15 protein-coding genes are annotated in these 16480 nt (G+C 72.6%); 9 read left to right on the top strand and 6 right to left on the bottom strand.

The genetic code is table 11. From position 1 onward, the window contains the following. Nucleotides 1–487 precede the first annotated feature (487 nt). The 7 genes from chpT to QA634_RS24290 all read left to right on the top strand — a co-directional run bounded on the left by chpT (nucleotide 488) and on the right by QA634_RS24290 (nucleotide 8387). The gene (chpT, locus tag QA634_RS24320; RefSeq protein WP_012334556.1) at nucleotides 488–1135 is read left to right on the top strand and encodes a histidine phosphotransferase ChpT; all 648 of its coding nucleotides are present in this window, start codon (nucleotides 488–490) and stop codon (nucleotides 1133–1135) included. A 581-nt stretch (nucleotides 1136–1716) separates the two neighbouring features. Beyond that, complete coding sequence (locus tag QA634_RS24315; protein ID WP_012334555.1) at nucleotides 1717–4524, top strand: hybrid sensor histidine kinase/response regulator; 2808 nt, start codon at nucleotides 1717–1719, stop codon at nucleotides 4522–4524. 107 nt (nucleotides 4525–4631) lie between these two features. Further along, complete coding sequence (locus tag QA634_RS24310; RefSeq protein ID WP_012334554.1) at nucleotides 4632–5141, top strand: chemotaxis protein CheW; 510 nt, start codon at nucleotides 4632–4634, stop codon at nucleotides 5139–5141. A gap of 16 nt (nucleotides 5142–5157) precedes the next feature. Then, nucleotides 5158–5523 carry a response regulator gene (locus QA634_RS24305; RefSeq protein WP_012334553.1) on the top strand — a complete coding sequence of 122 codons (366 nt, stop codon included), beginning with the start codon at nucleotides 5158–5160 and terminating at the stop codon, nucleotides 5521–5523. Nucleotides 5524–5611: 88 nt separating this feature from the next. Then, nucleotides 5612–6772 carry a protein-glutamate methylesterase/protein-glutamine glutaminase gene (locus tag QA634_RS24300; RefSeq protein ID WP_012334552.1) on the top strand — a complete coding sequence of 387 codons (1161 nt, stop codon included), beginning with the start codon at nucleotides 5612–5614 and terminating at the stop codon, nucleotides 6770–6772. 40 nt (nucleotides 6773–6812) lie between these two features. After that, nucleotides 6813–7703 carry a CheR family methyltransferase gene (locus QA634_RS24295; RefSeq protein WP_012334551.1) on the top strand — a complete coding sequence of 297 codons (891 nt, stop codon included), beginning with the start codon at nucleotides 6813–6815 and terminating at the stop codon, nucleotides 7701–7703. 465 nt (nucleotides 7704–8168) lie between these two features. Continuing rightward, nucleotides 8169–8387 (top strand): hypothetical protein, encoded by a 219-nt coding sequence (locus QA634_RS24290; protein ID WP_012334550.1) that lies wholly within the window; start codon nucleotides 8169–8171, stop codon nucleotides 8385–8387. Nucleotides 8388–8419: 32 nt separating this feature from the next. On the opposite strand, the gene QA634_RS24285 is transcribed toward QA634_RS24290, so the two are convergent. From QA634_RS24285 to QA634_RS24275, 3 genes are read right to left on the bottom strand one after another with little or no spacing between them, the layout of a single operon-like run. Beyond that, nucleotides 8420–9367 carry a PDR/VanB family oxidoreductase gene (locus QA634_RS24285; protein ID WP_050777512.1) on the bottom strand — a complete coding sequence of 316 codons (948 nt, stop codon included), beginning with the start codon at nucleotides 9365–9367 and terminating at the stop codon, nucleotides 8420–8422. Between the two features lie 4 nt (nucleotides 9368–9371). After that, nucleotides 9372–9941: an MOSC domain-containing protein gene (locus tag QA634_RS24280; RefSeq protein ID WP_012334548.1), complete on the bottom strand. Its 570-nt coding sequence runs from the start codon at nucleotides 9939–9941 to the stop codon at nucleotides 9372–9374. A 34-nt stretch (nucleotides 9942–9975) separates the two neighbouring features. After that, nucleotides 9976–11304: an MFS transporter gene (locus tag QA634_RS24275; RefSeq protein ID WP_012334547.1), complete on the bottom strand. Its 1329-nt coding sequence runs from the start codon at nucleotides 11302–11304 to the stop codon at nucleotides 9976–9978. 144 nt (nucleotides 11305–11448) lie between these two features. Here QA634_RS24275 and QA634_RS24270 point away from each other — a divergent pair, with 144 nt between their 5' ends. Next, entirely contained in the window at nucleotides 11449–11997 is a 549-nt protein-coding gene (locus tag QA634_RS24270; RefSeq protein ID WP_012334546.1) for a cupin domain-containing protein, read from the top strand. 84 nt (nucleotides 11998–12081) lie between these two features. On the opposite strand, the gene tsf is transcribed toward QA634_RS24270, so the two are convergent. Both tsf and QA634_RS24260 read right to left on the bottom strand, forming a co-directional pair. Continuing rightward, nucleotides 12082–13005 carry a translation elongation factor Ts gene (tsf, locus tag QA634_RS24265; RefSeq protein ID WP_012334545.1) on the bottom strand — a complete coding sequence of 308 codons (924 nt, stop codon included), beginning with the start codon at nucleotides 13003–13005 and terminating at the stop codon, nucleotides 12082–12084. Nucleotides 13006–13135: 130 nt separating this feature from the next. Next, complete coding sequence (locus QA634_RS24260) at nucleotides 13136–14185, bottom strand: 30S ribosomal protein S2 (RefSeq protein ID WP_012334544.1); 1050 nt, start codon at nucleotides 14183–14185, stop codon at nucleotides 13136–13138. A 297-nt stretch (nucleotides 14186–14482) separates the two neighbouring features. Between QA634_RS24260 and QA634_RS24255 the strand changes: the two genes are divergently transcribed. Continuing rightward, a complete protein-coding gene (locus QA634_RS24255; protein ID WP_012334543.1) occupies nucleotides 14483–15118 on the top strand; it encodes a glutathione S-transferase family protein in 636 nt (211 codons plus the stop codon). A 63-nt stretch (nucleotides 15119–15181) separates the two neighbouring features. Here the strand turns inward: QA634_RS24255 and QA634_RS24250 are convergent, their stop codons facing one another. Continuing rightward, nucleotides 15182–16438 (bottom strand): nitrate/nitrite transporter, encoded by a 1257-nt coding sequence (locus QA634_RS24250; protein WP_012334542.1) that lies wholly within the window; start codon nucleotides 16436–16438, stop codon nucleotides 15182–15184. Between the last annotated feature and the right edge of the window lie 42 nt (nucleotides 16439–16480).

Below are 16480 nucleotides of genomic sequence, written 5' to 3'. Positions count from 1 at the left end.
CGGCTCCTCGCCTCGGACGCCGGCATGGTCGTCTGCGCCGCCGCCGACCGCAACGGCGCCCTGCCGGTTCGCAACGCCACGTCCGCGGCCAAAAACGCGGCCAAGTCCGTGGCCAAGTCCGTGGCCAAGTCCGCGGCCAAGTCCGCGCATCCGCGGCGGCCGGGGGATCCGGTCTGGAACGCCGCCAATTGCCGCAACCGCCGCATCGTCGACGACCGCGCCGGGCTGGTGGCGGCGCGCTCCGCCGCGCCGGTGCTGGTCCAATCCGACATCCGCGACATGGGCGGCGGGCAGCGCGTGCCCATGAAGGAGGTCGACGCGCCGATCCGGGTGCGCGGGCGGCACTGGGGCGGCTTCCGCACGGCCTCCCGCGCCCGATCCCTGCCGGCTGCACGCTTTCCAAACCGGTGCGGGGCCGCTATCCGTGCCGCTCCGCACACGGCGAATCCCGCGCCGGATGCCCCGGACCGGGCCCCGGAGACCCCCGATGATCACCGTCACGCTCGACGCCCTCGACCTCTCCGCGCTGCTCTGCTCCCGCGTGTGCCACGACGTGATCAGCCCGGTCGGCGCGATCGTGAACGGCCTGGAGGTTCTGGAGGACGAGGACGATCCGGGGATGCGCGACTTCGCCATCGACCTGATCCGCAAGAGCGCCAAGCAGGCCTCGGCGCGTCTCCAATTCGCCCGCATCGCCTTCGGGGCGGCGGGCTCGGTCGGGGCGACGATCGACCTCGCCGATGCCGAGAGCGTCGCCCGCGGCCTGTTCTCGGACGAGAAGACGAAGCTCGCCTGGAGCGCGCCCCGCGCCCTGTTTCCGAAGAACAAGGTCAAGCTCCTGCTCAACCTCGTGGTGATCGCCGTCACCACGATCCCGCGCGGCGGCCTGATCGACGTGGCGGTGACCGGCGAGGCCGAGGCGCCGGTCTTCGTGCTCACCTGCCGGGGCTCGCATGCGCGCATCCCGGCCCATGTCGAGGCGCTGATCGCCGGCAGCCCGGAGAGCGGCACGGTCGACGCGCACGGCGTGCAGCCCTACTACGCGGGCCTCGTGGCCCGGGCCGCCGGCATGACCGTCTCCTTCGGGATCGACGGCGACACCGTGACGATCCGCGCCGAGCCCGCCGCCGCCTGAGCCGCGCCGCACCGTTCCGCAGGCCGCGCCGCGCGCAGGGTTCCGGCGCGAGGGCGCGCGCGCTGCGGCTGAGGGCGAGCGGCCCCTCGCGCGCGACCCGTCGCTCTCCCTCCGGCGGCCGCCCGCGCGCCCGTCGGCCGGCACGGGAGCCTCGCCGCGCAAGCCCCGAGCGTCCCGCCCCGAGCCCCTGGCGGGCCCGCGCGCCCGCGCTCTTGCCGCCGCGCAGGGTCGCGGCCCGCCTTCCGCCGCCCCGCGGCGCACGTGCCGTTGAGGAAAGAGCACGGGAGTTCCGTTAAACGAATATTTTTCGCGAGTGGAGCGGCGCGCGTTCCGCCTGATGGATTAGTCCGACGGCGGATGACCGGGGCCGCGAAGCGCCTTCCGGGTGGCGCCTTATCTCATTGTCGTGACATGAATTCTCGCTGTCGCCGGCGGCACTCGGCCGGGCGCGGGACTCCGCTGCGTGACCCGCGCCCCTGCAACATCGCTCGGGGCCGATCGACTGTGGCAACGGATCATCAACGCTCCGGTGCCACTGTCATGGAGCGGGGAGGCCCTGCGACGATCGGCGAGTGGCGGACATGGACGATTTGCTGCGTGAATTCCTGACCGAGACCGGCGAACACCTGGATACGGTCGACCTGGAGCTCGTCCGCTTCGAGCAGGATCCGAACAACCAGACGATCCTCCGGAACATCTTCCGGCTCGTGCATACCATCAAGGGCACCTGCGGCTTCCTCGGACTGCCGCGCCTCGAGGCGCTGGCCCACGCGGCCGAGACGCTGATGGGCAAGTTCCGCGACGGGATGGGCGTCACGAGCGAGGCGGTGACGCTGATCCTGCAGACGCTCGACCGCATCAAGGTGATCGTCGCGGAGCTGGAGCGCACGGCGGCCGAGCCCGTGGGCGCCGACGAGGACCTGATCGGCGCCCTGGAGCGCATGGCCGAGGGCGAGGCCGCTCCCGCCCCGGCGCCCGCCCCGCCGCCGCCGCCCGTCCCGATGACCACCGGCTCCCTGGTGTCCCAGACGCTGGAGCGGGCGCTCAAGGCCGACGAGGTCTCCCTGGACGACCTGGAGCGCGCCTTCCGCGACACGCCCGGGCCCGAGGCCTCGCCCGCGCCCATGACCACGGGCTCGCTGGTGCCGCAGACGCTGGAGCGGGCCCTCAAGCCGGGCGAGGTCTCCCTGGACGACCTGGAGCGCGCCTTCCGCGACACGCCCGGGCCCTCCGCGGCGCCCGCCAAGGCGGTGAGCGCGCCGAAGGCCGCGCCCGCTCCGGCCGAGGCGCCCCGCGCCGACGCCGCGCCCGAGACGGACGGCGCCGCCATCAACAAGGTGCAGACGATCCGGGTGAACGTCGACACCCTCGAGCACCTGATGACGATGGTCTCGGAACTGGTCCTGACCCGCAATCAGCTCCTCGAGATCGCCCGCCGGCAGGAGGACAACAGCTACAAGGTGCCGCTGCAGCGGCTCTCGAACGTCACCGCCGAGCTGCAGGAAGGGGTCATGAAGACCCGCATGCAGCCGATCGGCTCGGCGTGGCAGAAGCTGCCGCGGGTGGTGCGCGACCTCTCGTCGGAACTCGGCAAGAAGATCGACCTGGTGATGCAGGGCGCCGAGACGGAACTCGACCGTCAGGTGCTGGAGGTCATCAAGGACCCGCTCACCCACATGGTGCGCAACTCCGCCGACCACGGCATCGAGTCGGCGCTGGAGCGCAAGGCCGCGGGCAAGCCCGAGAAGGGGACGATCCGCCTCAACGCCTTCCACGAGGGCGGCACGATCACGATCGAGATCTCGGACGACGGCAAGGGGCTCGACCTCGCCACGATCCGCCGCAAGGCCGTGGAGCGGGGCATCGCCACCGAGGCCGAGGTCGAGCGGATGACCGACGCGCAGGTCGCGAAGTTCATCTTCCACGCCGGCTTCTCGACCGCCAAGGCCGTCACCTCGGTCTCGGGCCGCGGCGTCGGCATGGACGTGGTCAAGACCAACATCGAGCTGATCGGCGGCACCGTCGACATCCGCACCCAGTTCGGCCAGGGCACCACCTTCACGATCAAGATCCCGCTGACGCTCGCCATCGTCGCGGCGCTGATCGTCTCGGCCCGCGACCACCGCTTCGCGATCCCGCAGGTCTCGGTGCTCGAACTCGTGCGGGTGCAGCCGGGCAGCGACCACCAGGTCGAGCGCATCAACGGCTCGCCGGTGCTGCGCCTGCGCGACCGCCTGCTGCCGATCGTGCCGATCGCCGCCATGCTCGGCCTGGACAAGGATCCCACCACCGCCTCCTCCGACGAGGGCTTCGTGGTGGTGAGCCAGGTCGGGCGCCAGCGCTTCGGCATCCTGGTGGACGGCGTCTTCCACACGGAAGAGATCGTCGTGAAGCCGATGTCGACGAAGCTGCGGCACATCCCGCTCTTCTCCGGCAACACGATCCTGGGCGACGGCGCGGTCGTGCTGATCATCGACCCGAACGGGGTCGCCCGCATGGTCGGTTCCGGCACGGCGACCGGGCAGCCCGCGGAGGCGGATGCCGAGGCCGAGGAGGCGGCGGCGTCGGCCGATCAGACCGTCACGCTGCTGGTGTTCAAGGGCGGCGGCGACGCGCTGAAGGCGGTGCCCCTGTCGCTGGTCACGCGCCTGGAGGAGGTCGACGGCGCCAAGGTCGAGTGGGTGGGCGGGCGGCCGCTCATCCAGTACCGGGGCCGGCTCATGCCCCTGGTGCCCGTCGATCCCGATCAGGTGCTGCGGCGCGAGGGCGCGCAGGCCCTGGTGGTGTTCTCGGACGGCGAGCGCTCGATGGGCCTCGCGGTGGACGAGATCGTCGACATCGTCGACGAGGTGCTCGACGTCGAACTCACGGCGGACCGGTCCGACCTGATCGGCTCGGCGGTGGTGCGCGGGCGCGCGACCGAGATCGTCAACATCGCCCATTACCTGCCGCTCGCGCACGACGACTGGGCGCGCGCGCCGCGCCGCAAGGAGGAGCAGGCGCCGCGGCGGCTGCTCCTGGTCGACGACTCGGCCTTCTTCCGCGAGATGCTGACGCCCGTGCTGAAGGCCGCCGGCTACCGGGTGATCCCGGCCGCCAGCGCCGAGGAGGCTCTCACGGTGCTCACCGGCGAGACGCCGATCGACGTCGTCGTCGCCGATCTGGAGATGCCGGGCCGCTCCGGCTTCGACCTGATCGAGCAGATGCGCCGGACCGGGCCGCGCCTCGCCGAGATGCCGGTGATCGCGCTCGCCTCGAGCGTCGCCCCGGAGGGGATCGAGCGGGCGCGCGCCCTCGGGATCGCCGACTTCGTCGCGAAGTTCGACCGCAGCGGCCTCGTCGCCGCCCTCAACGAGATCACCGCGCCCAGCCTCGACGCCGCGGCCTGACCGCCGCCCCGGCCTGAGCGGCCCGCCCGCGGCGGTCCGCGCAGGCCTCCCGGCGCCCCGCCCGCGGCGGCGCCCTCCCGCAACCCGATGAGAACCGAGCGACGCCCATGATGGCCGCCAACAGCAACGTCGCCCGCGCGGGCGAGACCAGCTCCGCCGTGATCGGCGACACCATCGACTACGTCACCGTGACCCTCGGCGACGAGATGTTCGGCCTGCCGATCGACCGGGTCCACGACGTCTTCATCGCCACCAACCTCACGGACGTTCCGCTGTCGCCGCCCGAGATCAAGGGCCTGCTCAACCTGCGCGGGCGGGTGGTGACCGCGATCTGCCTGCGCCGCCGCCTCGGCCTGCCCGACCGGGTCTCGGAGGGGCGCGAGATGGCGGTGGGCTTCGAGCTCGGCGGCGAGGCCTACGGGCTCCTGGTCGATCAGGTCGGCGAGGTGATGAAGCTCTCCGCCGACACCTACGGGCCGAACCCGGTGCACATGGACACCCGCTGGCGCGCCGTCTCGCGCGGGGTGCACCGCCTCGACGGGCGCCTGCTGATCATCCTCGACGTCGACGCGGTCCTGGCCTTCGGCGACGACCGGGCCAACGCCTCGGCCGCCTGAGCAGGGACGCAGCGCGATGAGAACCTGCCTGATCGTCGATGATTCCGCCGTGATCCGGAAGGTGGCGCGGCGCATCCTGGAGGGGATCGGGTTCCGCGTCGCGGAGGCGGAGGACGGCGCCGACGCCATCGGCCTGTGCCGGGAGGCGATGCCGGACGCGATCCTGCTCGACTGGCGCATGCCGCAGATGGACGGCTACGAGTTCCTGCGGGAATTGCGCCGGCTGCCCTCGGGCGAGCACCCCAAGGTGGTGTTCTGCACCACCGAGAACGACGTGAGCTCCATCGCCCGCGCCCTGCACGCGGGGGCGGACGAGTACATCATGAAACCGTTCGACAAGGACATCATCACGGCGAAGCTCCAGGAAGTCGGCCTCGCCTGATCCTCGCGCGGTCTCGGACCGGGCGCCCCGCTCCCGCGCCGGCCGCGCGCCCGCGCGCGTCTCCCGTATTGCAAGTGCCGAGAGTATCATGGCAGCTTCCCTCGCGCCGTCCCAGGCCAGCCCCGCAGCGCCGCGTGTCAAGGTGATGGTGGCCGACGACTCCGCCGTGGTGCGCGGCCTCGTCTCGCGCTGGCTGCAGGAGGCGGGATGCGACGTGGTGGCGACCGCCTCGAACGGCCGGATCGCCCTCGAAACCCTCGACCGGGTCAGCCCGGAGATCGTCCTCCTCGACGTCGAGATGCCGGAGCTCGACGGCACGCAGGCCCTGCCGCGCATGCTGGCCAAGCGGCCGGGCCTCCAGGTCGTGATGATGTCGACCCTGACGCAGCGCAACGCGGAGATCTCCCTGCGCTGCCTCGCCCTCGGGGCGGTGGACTACCTGCCCAAGCCCGAGGGCAACCGGGGCGTGACCACCACGGCGACCTTCCGGGAGGACCTGATCCAGAAGGTGCGGATGCTCGGCGCTGCCCTGCGCGGCGGGGCGGGGGCCCTGCGGCGCGCCGTCGCCGAGCGGCCCGCGCCGGAGCGGGCCGGCGCCGTGCCGCCGCCGCCGCGGCCCGCCGCCCCCCCGGTCTCCCTGCGCCCGCGGCACGCCCGCACGCCGCCGAAGGTGCTGCTGATCGGCGCCTCGACCGGCGGTCCGAGGGCGGTGGGCGAGGTGCTGGAGGGGATCGGCGCGGCGGCCCTGCGGCGGCTCCCGATCCTGATCGTGCAGCACATGCCGCCGGTCTTCACCGGCGTCTTCGCCGAGCACCTGCGCACCCGCACGGGCCTGCCGGCGGCGGAGGGCAAGCACGGCGAGCCGGTGCGGCCCGGCACCCTCTACGTGGCGCCGGGCGGGCGGCACATGGGCCTCTCCGGCCATGGCGCGGAGATCGCCATCCGCCTCGACGACGGCCCGCCGGTGAATTTCTGCCGGCCGGCGGTGGACGTGCTGTTCCGCGACGCGGCCGAGCTCTACGGCGCCTCGACGCTCTCGGTGGTGCTCACCGGGATGGGCTCGGACGGGACCCACGGCGCCAAGGCCCTGGTGGATGCGGGCGGCACCATGCTGGTGCAGGACGAGGCCTCCTCGACCGTCTGGGGCATGCCCGGCAGCATCGCCAAGGCCGGCTACGCCCACGAGATCCTGGCACTCCCCGCGATCGGCCCCGCGCTGCGCGCCCAGATCACGGGCGGGCAGCCCTGATGCCCTCGACGCGCGACACCGCCGGGAAGGGCCCGCCGCGATGACCGAGACCGAGTTCGAGTTCCTGCGCGGCTATCTCAAGCAGCGGTCCGGCCTCGCCCTGACCCCCGAGAAGCGCTACCTGATCGAGAGCCGGCTCACGCCGGTCTGCCGCCGCTTCGGGATCGCCACCCTCACCGAACTCGTCGGCGCCCTGCGGGTCGCGCGCGAGGGCGCGATCGAGAAGGCGGTGGTCGAGGCGATGACCACCAACGAGACCTTCTTCTTCCGGGACAGGGCGCCCTTCGACCTGTTCCGCGACGTGCTGCTGCCGCAGATGATCGCCGCGCGCGCCGCGGCGCGCCGGCTGCGCATCTGGTGCGCGGCCGCCTCGACCGGGCAGGAGCCCTACTCGCTGGCGATGCTGCTCACCGAGGCGGCGCCGCTCCTGGCCGGCTGGCGGATCGAGCTCGTCGGCACCGACCTCTCGACCGAGGTCCTGGAGAAGGCCCGGCTCGGCCTCTACAACCAGTTCGAGGTCCAGCGCGGGCTGCCGGTCCAGCTCATGCTGAAGTACTTCGAGCAGGTCGGCGAGCAGTGGCGGATCAGCGCGGCCCTGCGGCAGATGGTGGATTTCCGCCCGCTCAACCTGCTGGACCGGTTCGACCAGCTCGGCACCTTCGACATCGTGTATTGCCGCAACGTGCTGATCTATTTCGACGCGCCGACCAAGGCGGACGTGCTCGGGCGGATCGCCGCGCAGCTCGCCCCGGACGGGGCGGTGCTGCTCGGGGCGGCCGAGACGGTGATCGGCATCACCGACGCGCTGACCCCGGACCCCAAGCACCGCGGCCTCTATCGCCACGGCGGCGCGCGCGCCTCCCTGGTGCCGCCGGTCGCCGCGCCCGCGGCGGCGCCGGTCCCGAGCCTGCCGCGCTTCGCCGTGCGCTGAGACGCGACCGCCACGTTTCGACGCAGGCGAGCGCGACCATTCCTGTTGCTCCGGGCCCGGGGTCTGCTACACGGGCCGTCCTGACCGCCAGCGCGCCCGGAGGCTTCCGGAACCCGTCTGGGCCGCGCGGTGGGAGGGCCGGCGACGACGGGACGGTGCGGACCAGTTCTCTGCAACCTTGCCTGTGAGGCTCAGTGGGCCGAGTAGTCGCAGGAGCGTCACGGGTTCGGGGAACAGGAACCGCTACCCTGGCGCATGGCCCACCTCTCTCCGGCGGATTGATGCGGGATCCGCTCGATCGAGCGGATCCCGGATCACGAGCCCGCGCGGCGCCTGAGCGGAGCCGACATCCGCATCGCCGAAATGCGAGATGGCGAAGCGATCAACCGGATGCCGGATGACCCGCTTGTTAACGCCCGCGGCCTAAGGTGGGCGCCACTCTGACGCGATGGCGAGATCCCGGCGATGTGGCGCCTCCTGACCGGCGGTATCAAGGCGATGCTGGTGATCACGGGGCTGTCCCTCGCCGCCCACTGGGCGGCGCGGCGGGAGGAGCCGAAGGGACCGGCCCTCGCCGCGACGATCCGCGACCCGGCGACGACGGGCGCGCTGCCGGCCCGCCGCAGGCCGGCCGGCCTCGACCAGCGCGGCCTGCAACGGCTCCTGTCGGACACGGCGCGCTGACGGCGGGCAGGCGGCGCGCCGGGCCCGCCGCGTCACAGAGCGAGCACGACGCGGCCCCGGGCCCGGGAGACGCAGGGCGTGAGCTGCGCCGTCCGCGCGGCGGGCGACAGCGCCGCGTCGCGGTGCAGGACGGTCCCCTCGCGATACCCGCAGGCGCAGGCGCCGCACAGGCCTGTCTCGCAGGATGAGGGCAGGGAGAATCCCCGTGCCCGCAGCGCCGCGAGGAGCGAGAGGCCGGCCGGCACCTCGATCTCCTGCCCGGTGGAGCCGATCACCGCGACGAAGGGTTCCTCCGCCGCCCGGTCCTCGGCCGCGGGGGCGAAGCGCTCCACGTGCACCGAGGCGGGCGGCCAGCCGTGAGCCGCGGCGGCGCGGCGCGCCGCCTCGATCAGGCTCTCCGGGCCGCACAGGTAGAGGTGCGAGCCCTCCCGGCGCTCCGCCAGGACGGCGGGGTCGAAGCGCCGGCCCTCGGCGGAGAACCAGCGCCGCAGGCGCCCGCCGCAGACCGCCTCGGCCTCCCCCAGGAGCGGGGCCGCCCCGGCCGACCGGGCGCACAGGTGCAGCGCGAAGTCTGCGCCCTCGGCCGCGAGCGTCCGGGCCATCGCGAGCAGCGGGGTCACGCCGATGCCGCCGCCGACGAGGACGTGGTGGCGCGCCTCCCCGGCCAGGCGGAAGGCGCTGCGCGGGGCGGCGACGGGCACGATCGCGCCTGGCCGCAGCGCGTCGTGCGCCCAGACCGACCCGCCCCGGCCGGCCTCCTCCCGCTTGATCGCGATCTCGTAGCGGCTCCGATCCGCCGGGTCGCCGCAGAGCGAGTAGGCCCGCACCCGCCCGTCCGGGAGGTGGAGCGCGACGTGGGCGCCGGCCTCCCAGGCCGGCAGGTCCGGGCGCCGGGGGTGGACGAGGACGACCCGCCGCACCTGCGGCGTCGCCGCCTCCGCCGTCGCGACCCGCAGCTTCATGATTAGGCGAGCGGTCACCGGCTCAATCCAGGAGCGCGACCGGGTCGCCCGGCCGGATGAGGCCGCCCCGCTCGATGCCGCAATTGAGGCCGGAGCGGTTGAAGAGCGGCAGGTAGACGGGCATGCCGAGCAATTCCTCCAGGTACTTGCACGGGAAGTTGAGCCGACCCCCGCACAGGATCACCTCGCCGACCCGGAAGCGCCGGCCGACCAGGTGGTTGAGCGGCACCCCGACGACCGTGAGATTGCGCCGGTGGTCGCCCGGCGCGAGGCGGAGGGGCCCGCCCTGAAGCGGCGGGTCGTTGCGGGCGAGGGCGTCGAGGGCCTCCTGCTCGATCAGGGTGACCTCGCGCACGTCGGGCTTGGCCGAGTAGGTGCCGATGCCGGCGAAGTAGCGGTCGCCCTCGATGCCGCGGCCGGCCACGCAGAGGGCCTCGGCGCGCTCCTCCATCTCGTAGCTCGCGGCCGGGGCGACGTGGATGTGGAGCAGGCGGCCGCTCCACCCGGTCGCGCCGCCCGGGACCTCCGCGGCGGCGGCGCCGGCCGGGTGCGCGAGGGCCGGGATCATGCGAGGCGCGGGCATCTCGGTCATGCGGGTTCATCTCCGGACGGGGGCGGGCCGTCGCTCAGTCGATCGGGCGGCGGGCCGTCTCCGGGGCGATCAGGGCCGCCGCGAGCGTCACGCTGGCGAGGACGACGAGGTAGACCGAGATCGGCCAGGTCGCGCCGCCGCTCCCGCCCAGCAGGGCCGCGCAGATCAGCGGCGTGAAGCCGCCGCTCAGGGCTGCCCCGACCTGGAAGCCCAGGGAGGCCCCGCTGTAGCGCAGGCGCGCGTCGAAGAGCTCCGACATCCAGGCCGCCCCGGTGCCGAACATGATGCCCTGGCCGAAGCTCACGGCCACCGCCACCGTCAGGCTGATGACCAGCGGGTCGCGGGTGCCGAGGAGCCAGAACAGCGGGAACGCGAAGGCGATGGAGAACAGGCAGGCCGCGACGAACGGGCTCCTTCGCCCGTAGCGGTCCGAGAGCCAGCCGAAGGCCGGCAGGGTGAACAGCTCGATGATGGCCGCCACCAGGATCCCGTTCAGGATGACGCTGCGCGGCAGGCCGAGCTGGCCGGTGACGTAGGCGATGCCGAACACCGTGACGACGCTGACATAGGCGATCTCCGAGAGCTTGAGCCCGACCGCCGTCGCGAAGGTGCGCGGATGCGCGGTCAGGATCTCCAGGACGGGCAGGCGGGCGACCGCGTCCCGGCTCTTGATCCGCCGGAAGGAGGGCGTCTCGTGCAGGCGCAGGCGGATGAACAGCCCGACGACGATCAGCGGCAGGCTGCCCAGGAAGGGCAGGCGCCAGCCCCAGGCGAGGAAATCCGCCTCCGGCATCAGGCCGGTCAGCGCGAAGGCGCCGGTCGAGGTGATGACGCCGAGCGGGTAGCCGAGCTGGACGATGCTGCCGAACAGGCCCCGCCGCTCGGCGGGCACGGTCTCCACCACCATCAGGACGGCGCCGCCCCATTCGCCGCCGATGCCGATCCCCTGCACGAGGCGCAGGGCCACGAGCAGGACCGGGGCGAGGAGGCCCGCCTGCGCGTAGGTCGGCAGGCAGCCGATCAGGAAGGTGCCGAGGCCCATGATGATGATGGTGAGCGAGAGCATCGCCTTGCGGCCGAGCCGGTCGCCGAAATGCCCGAAGATGATCCCGCCGAGCGGCCGCGCCAGGAAGCCGACCGCGTAGGAGCCGAAGGCCGCCACCGTGCCGACCAGCGGGTCGAAGCTCGGGAAGAAAAGCTTGTTGAAGACGAGCGCGCTCGCGGTCCCGTAGATCAGGAAGTCGTACCACTCGACCGTGGTGCCGATCACGCTCGACCAGACGATCTGCCGGCGATCGGCCGACGGCACGGCCCCGGCCAGCTGAGGTGCCCCGGACTCGATCGGGGGTGCTGCATCGACCATGGCCCAATCCCATCCACTGCCTTGGAGGAATTTCCACCACAGTGGAGGCAAGCGGCGTGCCACAGCCCCGGTTGACGGGCGCCTCCGGGCGGCGGAGGGGATTGCGCGTGCCGCGAGGCCGGCCGGACGGGAGGTGGGACGAGGATGGGGCAGAACGAGACACCGCCCGAGGAGGCGGCCCCGGGCCCGACCCCGACCCAGGTCCACATCTCGGAGGAGATCCGACGCCGCAGGCGGGAGCTCGGCCTCTCCCTCGAGGCGGTGCCCTCGACCGTCGTGCTCTCGCGCCTCGCCGAGGCGCTCGGGGTGACGGCGGCGCGCCTGATGGTGCCCGCGACGGAGCAGGAGGTGCTGCTGATCAAGGCGGCCCGCCAGCCCGTGCTGCGCGACGAGAGTTCGGGCCTCACGCGCCGCATCCTCTCGCCGGTCCTGCCGGGGCGCGGCATCGACTGGGTGCGCAACACCCTGCCGCCCGGGGCCCGGACCGGCGAGTTCGTGGCCCATCGCCGCGGCGTCTCGGAATACGTCCACGTGCTCGGCGGGCGGCTTCGCGTGACGATCGGGGAGCGCACGGTCGAGATGGAGGCGGGGGACAGCCTCTACTTCGAGGCCGATGCCGGCCACGCCTTCGCCAACCCCGCCGCGGAGCCCTGCGACTACCTCCTGGTCATCGATCCGTCGCGGGCCCGCTGAGCCGAGCCCGGTCCCGAGACGACAAGGGTCGGAGCGGGCGCGCGGCCCGCTCCGGCCCGGAACGATCCGGCGATGGGGAGGGCGTCAGCCCTTGACGGCGGCCGCGACCTCGCTGGCGAAGTCCGGGCCCTCCTCCTTCTCGATGCCCTCGCCGAGGGCGTAGCGCACGAAGGCGGCGAGCTTGACCGGGCCGCCGGCCTTGCCCTCGGCCTCCTTCAGCACCTGAGACACCGTCTTGGAGGTGTCGTGCACGAAGGGCTGGTCCAGGAGGGTGACCTCCTTGTAGTAGCTCTTCAGGCCGCTCTCGACGATCTTGGCCAGCACGTGATCGGGCTTGCCGGCGTTCTTCTCGCGCAGGATGGCGCTCTCGCGCTCCACCGTGGCCGGGTCGATGCCCGAGGCGTCGAGCGCCAGCGGGTTCGTGGCGGCGACGTGCATGGCGATCTGGCGGCCGAGCGTCGACAGGAACTCGACGTTGCCGGCGGATTCGAGCGCGACCAGCACGCCGATCTTGCCGAGGCCCTCGCTCACCTGGCCGTGCACGTAGGTGGCGATCACGCCCTGCGACACGGCGAGCGTCGCCACGCGGCGCAGGGTCATGTTCTCGCCGATCGTGGCGATGAGTTCCTGCAGGCGGTCCTTGACCGTGGTCTGCGAGCCCGGGAAATGCGCGGCCTCCAGCGACTCGACATTGCCCTGGCTGTTGAGCGCGACCTTGGCGGCCTCGCGCACGAAGGCCTGGAAGCCGTCGTTGCGGGCGACGAAATCGGTCTCGGAATTCACCTCGACGAGGGCGGCGTGACGGCCGGCCGATTCGACGGCCACCAGGCCCTCGGCGGCGACGCGGCCGGCCTTCTTGGCGGCCTTGGCCAGACCCTTCTTGCGCAGCCAGTCGACCGCGGCCTCGATGTCGCCCGCCGTCTCGTTCAGGGCGGACTTGCAATCCATCATGCCCGCGCCGGTCTTCTCGCGCAGGTCCTTGACCATCGCTGCCGTGATGTTGGCCATCGGACGTGTCCTTTCCACTCAACCGGATAAAGGGAGCCCGGCGCTGATGCAGCGCCGGGCTGATCTGTCGTCAACGCTGTGCCGGCGCGGCCAGGCGCCGAGGCGCCGGCCGCTCACGCGGGCCGGCCGCTCACGCGGCCGCGGCGGCCTCCACGAAGGCGCGGGCCTGGTTGATCCAGCCGTCGCGCGCGATGCGGCCGTTGAGCTTCAGCTCGGCATCGACCTTGGCCACGTCCTCGGGCGCCATCGCGGCGATCTGCCAGTAGTGGTAGATGCCGGCGTCGTTGAGCTTCTGGACGAGCTGCGGGCCGACGCCCGTGAGCTTGGTCAGGTCGTCGGGCGCGCCGCGCGGGGCGGCGAGCAGCTCGAAGGGCTCGCCCACGTAGGGCTCGCTGATGTCGACCTGCGCCACCTCCGGCTCGTTGAGGTTGGCCGGCAGTTCCTCGGCGACCGGCTCCTCCGAGGCACCGATGTCGAGGCCGAGCGCGCCCTGGCCGCGGGAGATGCCGTCGATCGCCGCGCGGGCGATGAGGTCGCAGTAGAGCGCGATCGCGCGGCCCGCGTCGTCGTTGGCCGGGACCACGTAGGTGATGCCGTCCGGGTCGCAGTTGGTGTCGACGATGGCGGCGACCGGGATCCCGAGGCGCTTGGCCTCCTTGATCGCCAGCTGCTCCTTGTTGGTGTCGATCACGAACAGCAGGTCGGGCACGCCGCCCATGTCCTTGATGCCGCCGAGCGCCTTCTCGAGCTTGTCCTTCTCGCGGGACAGCATCAGGCGCTCCTTCTTGGTGAGGCCCTGGCCGCCGCCGGCCAGGACCTCGTCGACCTTGCGCAGGCGCTGGATCGAGCCCGAGATGGTCTTCCAGTTGGTGAGCGTGCCGCCGAGCCAGCGGGAATTCACGAAGTACTGGGCCGAGCGGCGCGCGGAATCCGCCACCACGTCCGCGGCCTGGCGCTTGGTGCCGACGAACAGCACCCGGCCGCCCTTGGCGACGGTGTCGCTCACCGCCTGCAGCGCCTGGTAGAGCGCCGGCACGGTCTGGGCGAGGTCGATGATGTGGATGTTGTTGCGGGTGCCGAAGATGAAGGGCTGCATCTTCGGGTTCCAGCGGTGCGACTGGTGGCCGAAATGGGCGCCGGCTTCGAGGAGCTGACGCATCGAGAAATCGGGAAGGGCCATGGGTCTCAATGCTCCGGTTCGATCCGCCGCGGAGGAAGCAGCCGGCCGAGTGCCGGCCACCGGAAACGCCTCATTCAGGCATGAGGCCGGCTCCGCGTGTGGGATGGCGGGCGCTTTATCGGATCGGGTTCCGAAAGGCAAGGCGACCCCTTGATCCGGCCGGCCGGTCGCCCGAGCGTGGCCTCGGCCCCGAATCGGGGCCGCTCGCGCTCCGGCGCGCCGCCACGCCCGTCCCCGGCAAGGGGCCGCGGCCGCGCGGCACGGAGCCCGCGGCACGGAGCCAAGGAGGATGCCTGCATGAATGCGGACCGCGTCACGCTCTACCACTCGCCGAACACGCGCTCGTCGAGCGCCCTGCTGCTGCTGGAGGAGCTGGGCGCCCCCTACGACCTCCAGGTGCTCAACATGAAGGCGGGGGAGAACCGGCAGCCGGCCTACCTGGCGGTCAATCCGATGGGGAAGGTCCCGGCCATCCGTCATCGCGGCGCGCTGGTCACCGAGCAGGTCGCGGTGTTCCTGTACCTCGCCGACGCCTTCCCGGAGGCGGGCCTCGCCCCGGCGATCGGCGATCCCCTGCGCGGACCCTACCTGCGCTGGATGGTCTATTACGGCAGCAGCTTCGAACCGGCGGTGGTCGACAAGGCGCGCGGGCTCGCCTCGGACGAGTCCGTCCGCGCGATGCTGCCCTACGGCAGCTACGAGGCCGCGCTCGCGGTGGTGAACGACCAGCTCCGCCAGGGGCCCTACCTCCTGGGCGAGCGCTTCACGGCCGCCGACATCCTCTGGGGGGCGGCGCTCACCTGGACGACGATGTTCGGATTCGTGCCCGAGACGCCGGAGATCGCCGCCTACGTGGCGCGCCACCAGGCGCGCCCGGCCGTGGCGCGGGTGCGCGAGAGGGACGCGGCCCTCGCCGCCGCGCAGGCCGCCTGAGCCCTCGCCCCGCCCGGCGCCGGGCCGCGCCCGGCGGGGTGGTCCCGCGCGCCGTCCCGGGCATCAGGCGCGCTGGGCGCCCGCCGCCAGGACGCCGCCCTCCCGCGCGGGCTCGGCGCTCAGCACCTTGCCGCGCGGGCCGACCCAGCGTCCGACCCACCGGCGCGACCACAGCGCCAGGCAGCCGAGCACCGCGGCCGCGAAGGCTGCGTAGAGGACGAAGCCGGCCGCGAAGCCGCCCGTGACCTGCTTCGACAGGCCCATGGCGTTCGGCAGGATCGCCCCGCCGAGGGCTCCGATCTCGCCGATCATCGAGCCCGCCACCGCGGTGTTGGTCGGCCAGCGCAGCGGCACGAGCTGGAACAGCGCTCCGTTCCCGGCCCCGAGCGCCGCGAAGCAGACCATGAACAGGATCGTGGTCGCCAGGAGCGGCGGCGAGGCGGTGAGGAGCAGGAACGAGCCGACCGCCGCGAGCAGCACCACGGTCAGCACCAGGATGCCGCCGATCCGGTCGGCGAAGTAGCCGCCCGCCACCCGGATGCCCGAGCCCATCAGCGCCGCCAGCATGGTCAGCCGGCCCGCCTCGACCTTGGTCACGGCGAACTGCTCGTAGAAGAAGGTCGGCAGGAAATTCGACAGCCCGATGAAGCCGCCGAACGTAATCACGTAGATCAGGTTGAAGGCCCAGCCGTCCTTCTCGAACAGGCAGGCGACGTGCTCGCGAAAGCTCTGATGCTCGCGGTCCGGGGGCTCCTTGGCGAGGATCACCATGACGAGGAGCGGCACGGCCATGACCAGGCCGGCGAAGCCGTAGACCGCCTGCCAGCCATAGGCCTGGGCGAGCGGCGGGGCGAACAGCACCGCGAGCACCGTGCCCGAATTGCCCGCGCCCGCGATGCCCATGGCGAGGCCCTTGTGCTCCGGCGGGAACCAGCCCGAGCCGAGCGACAGCGCCACCCCGAAGGAGGCGCCCGCGATGCCGAGCAGCACGCCCATGGCGAGCACGTCGCCGTAGCTCGACACCGCGAAGAAGCCGTACGCCATCGCCAGGATGATCAGCGACATCTCGGTCAGCGCGGCGTTCTTGCGGCCGATATACTGGGCGAGGACCCCGAGCGGGAAGCGCATGACGGCCCCCGCGAGGATCGGCAGGGAGATCATGAAGCCGGTCTGGGCCGGGGTGAGCCTGAAGGCCTCGGTGATGAACGGGCCCATCGCGCCGTTCAGCACCCAGATCGCGAAGCAGAAATCGAAGTAGAGGAACGCGGCGAAGAGCGTCAGGGGGTGCCCCGACTTCATCACGGTCTTGAGATCGGCCATGGATCGAGCCTCACGCGGAGCCCCCGCGGGGACGTCCGTGCG

The organism is Methylobacterium sp. CB376, from assembly GCF_029714205.1.
In the GTDB taxonomy this organism is placed as follows: Bacteria; Pseudomonadota; Alphaproteobacteria; order Rhizobiales; family Beijerinckiaceae; genus Methylobacterium.
Note: the sequence above shows the minus strand (reverse complement) of the source record. Positions and strands in the feature narration are given on the sequence as shown.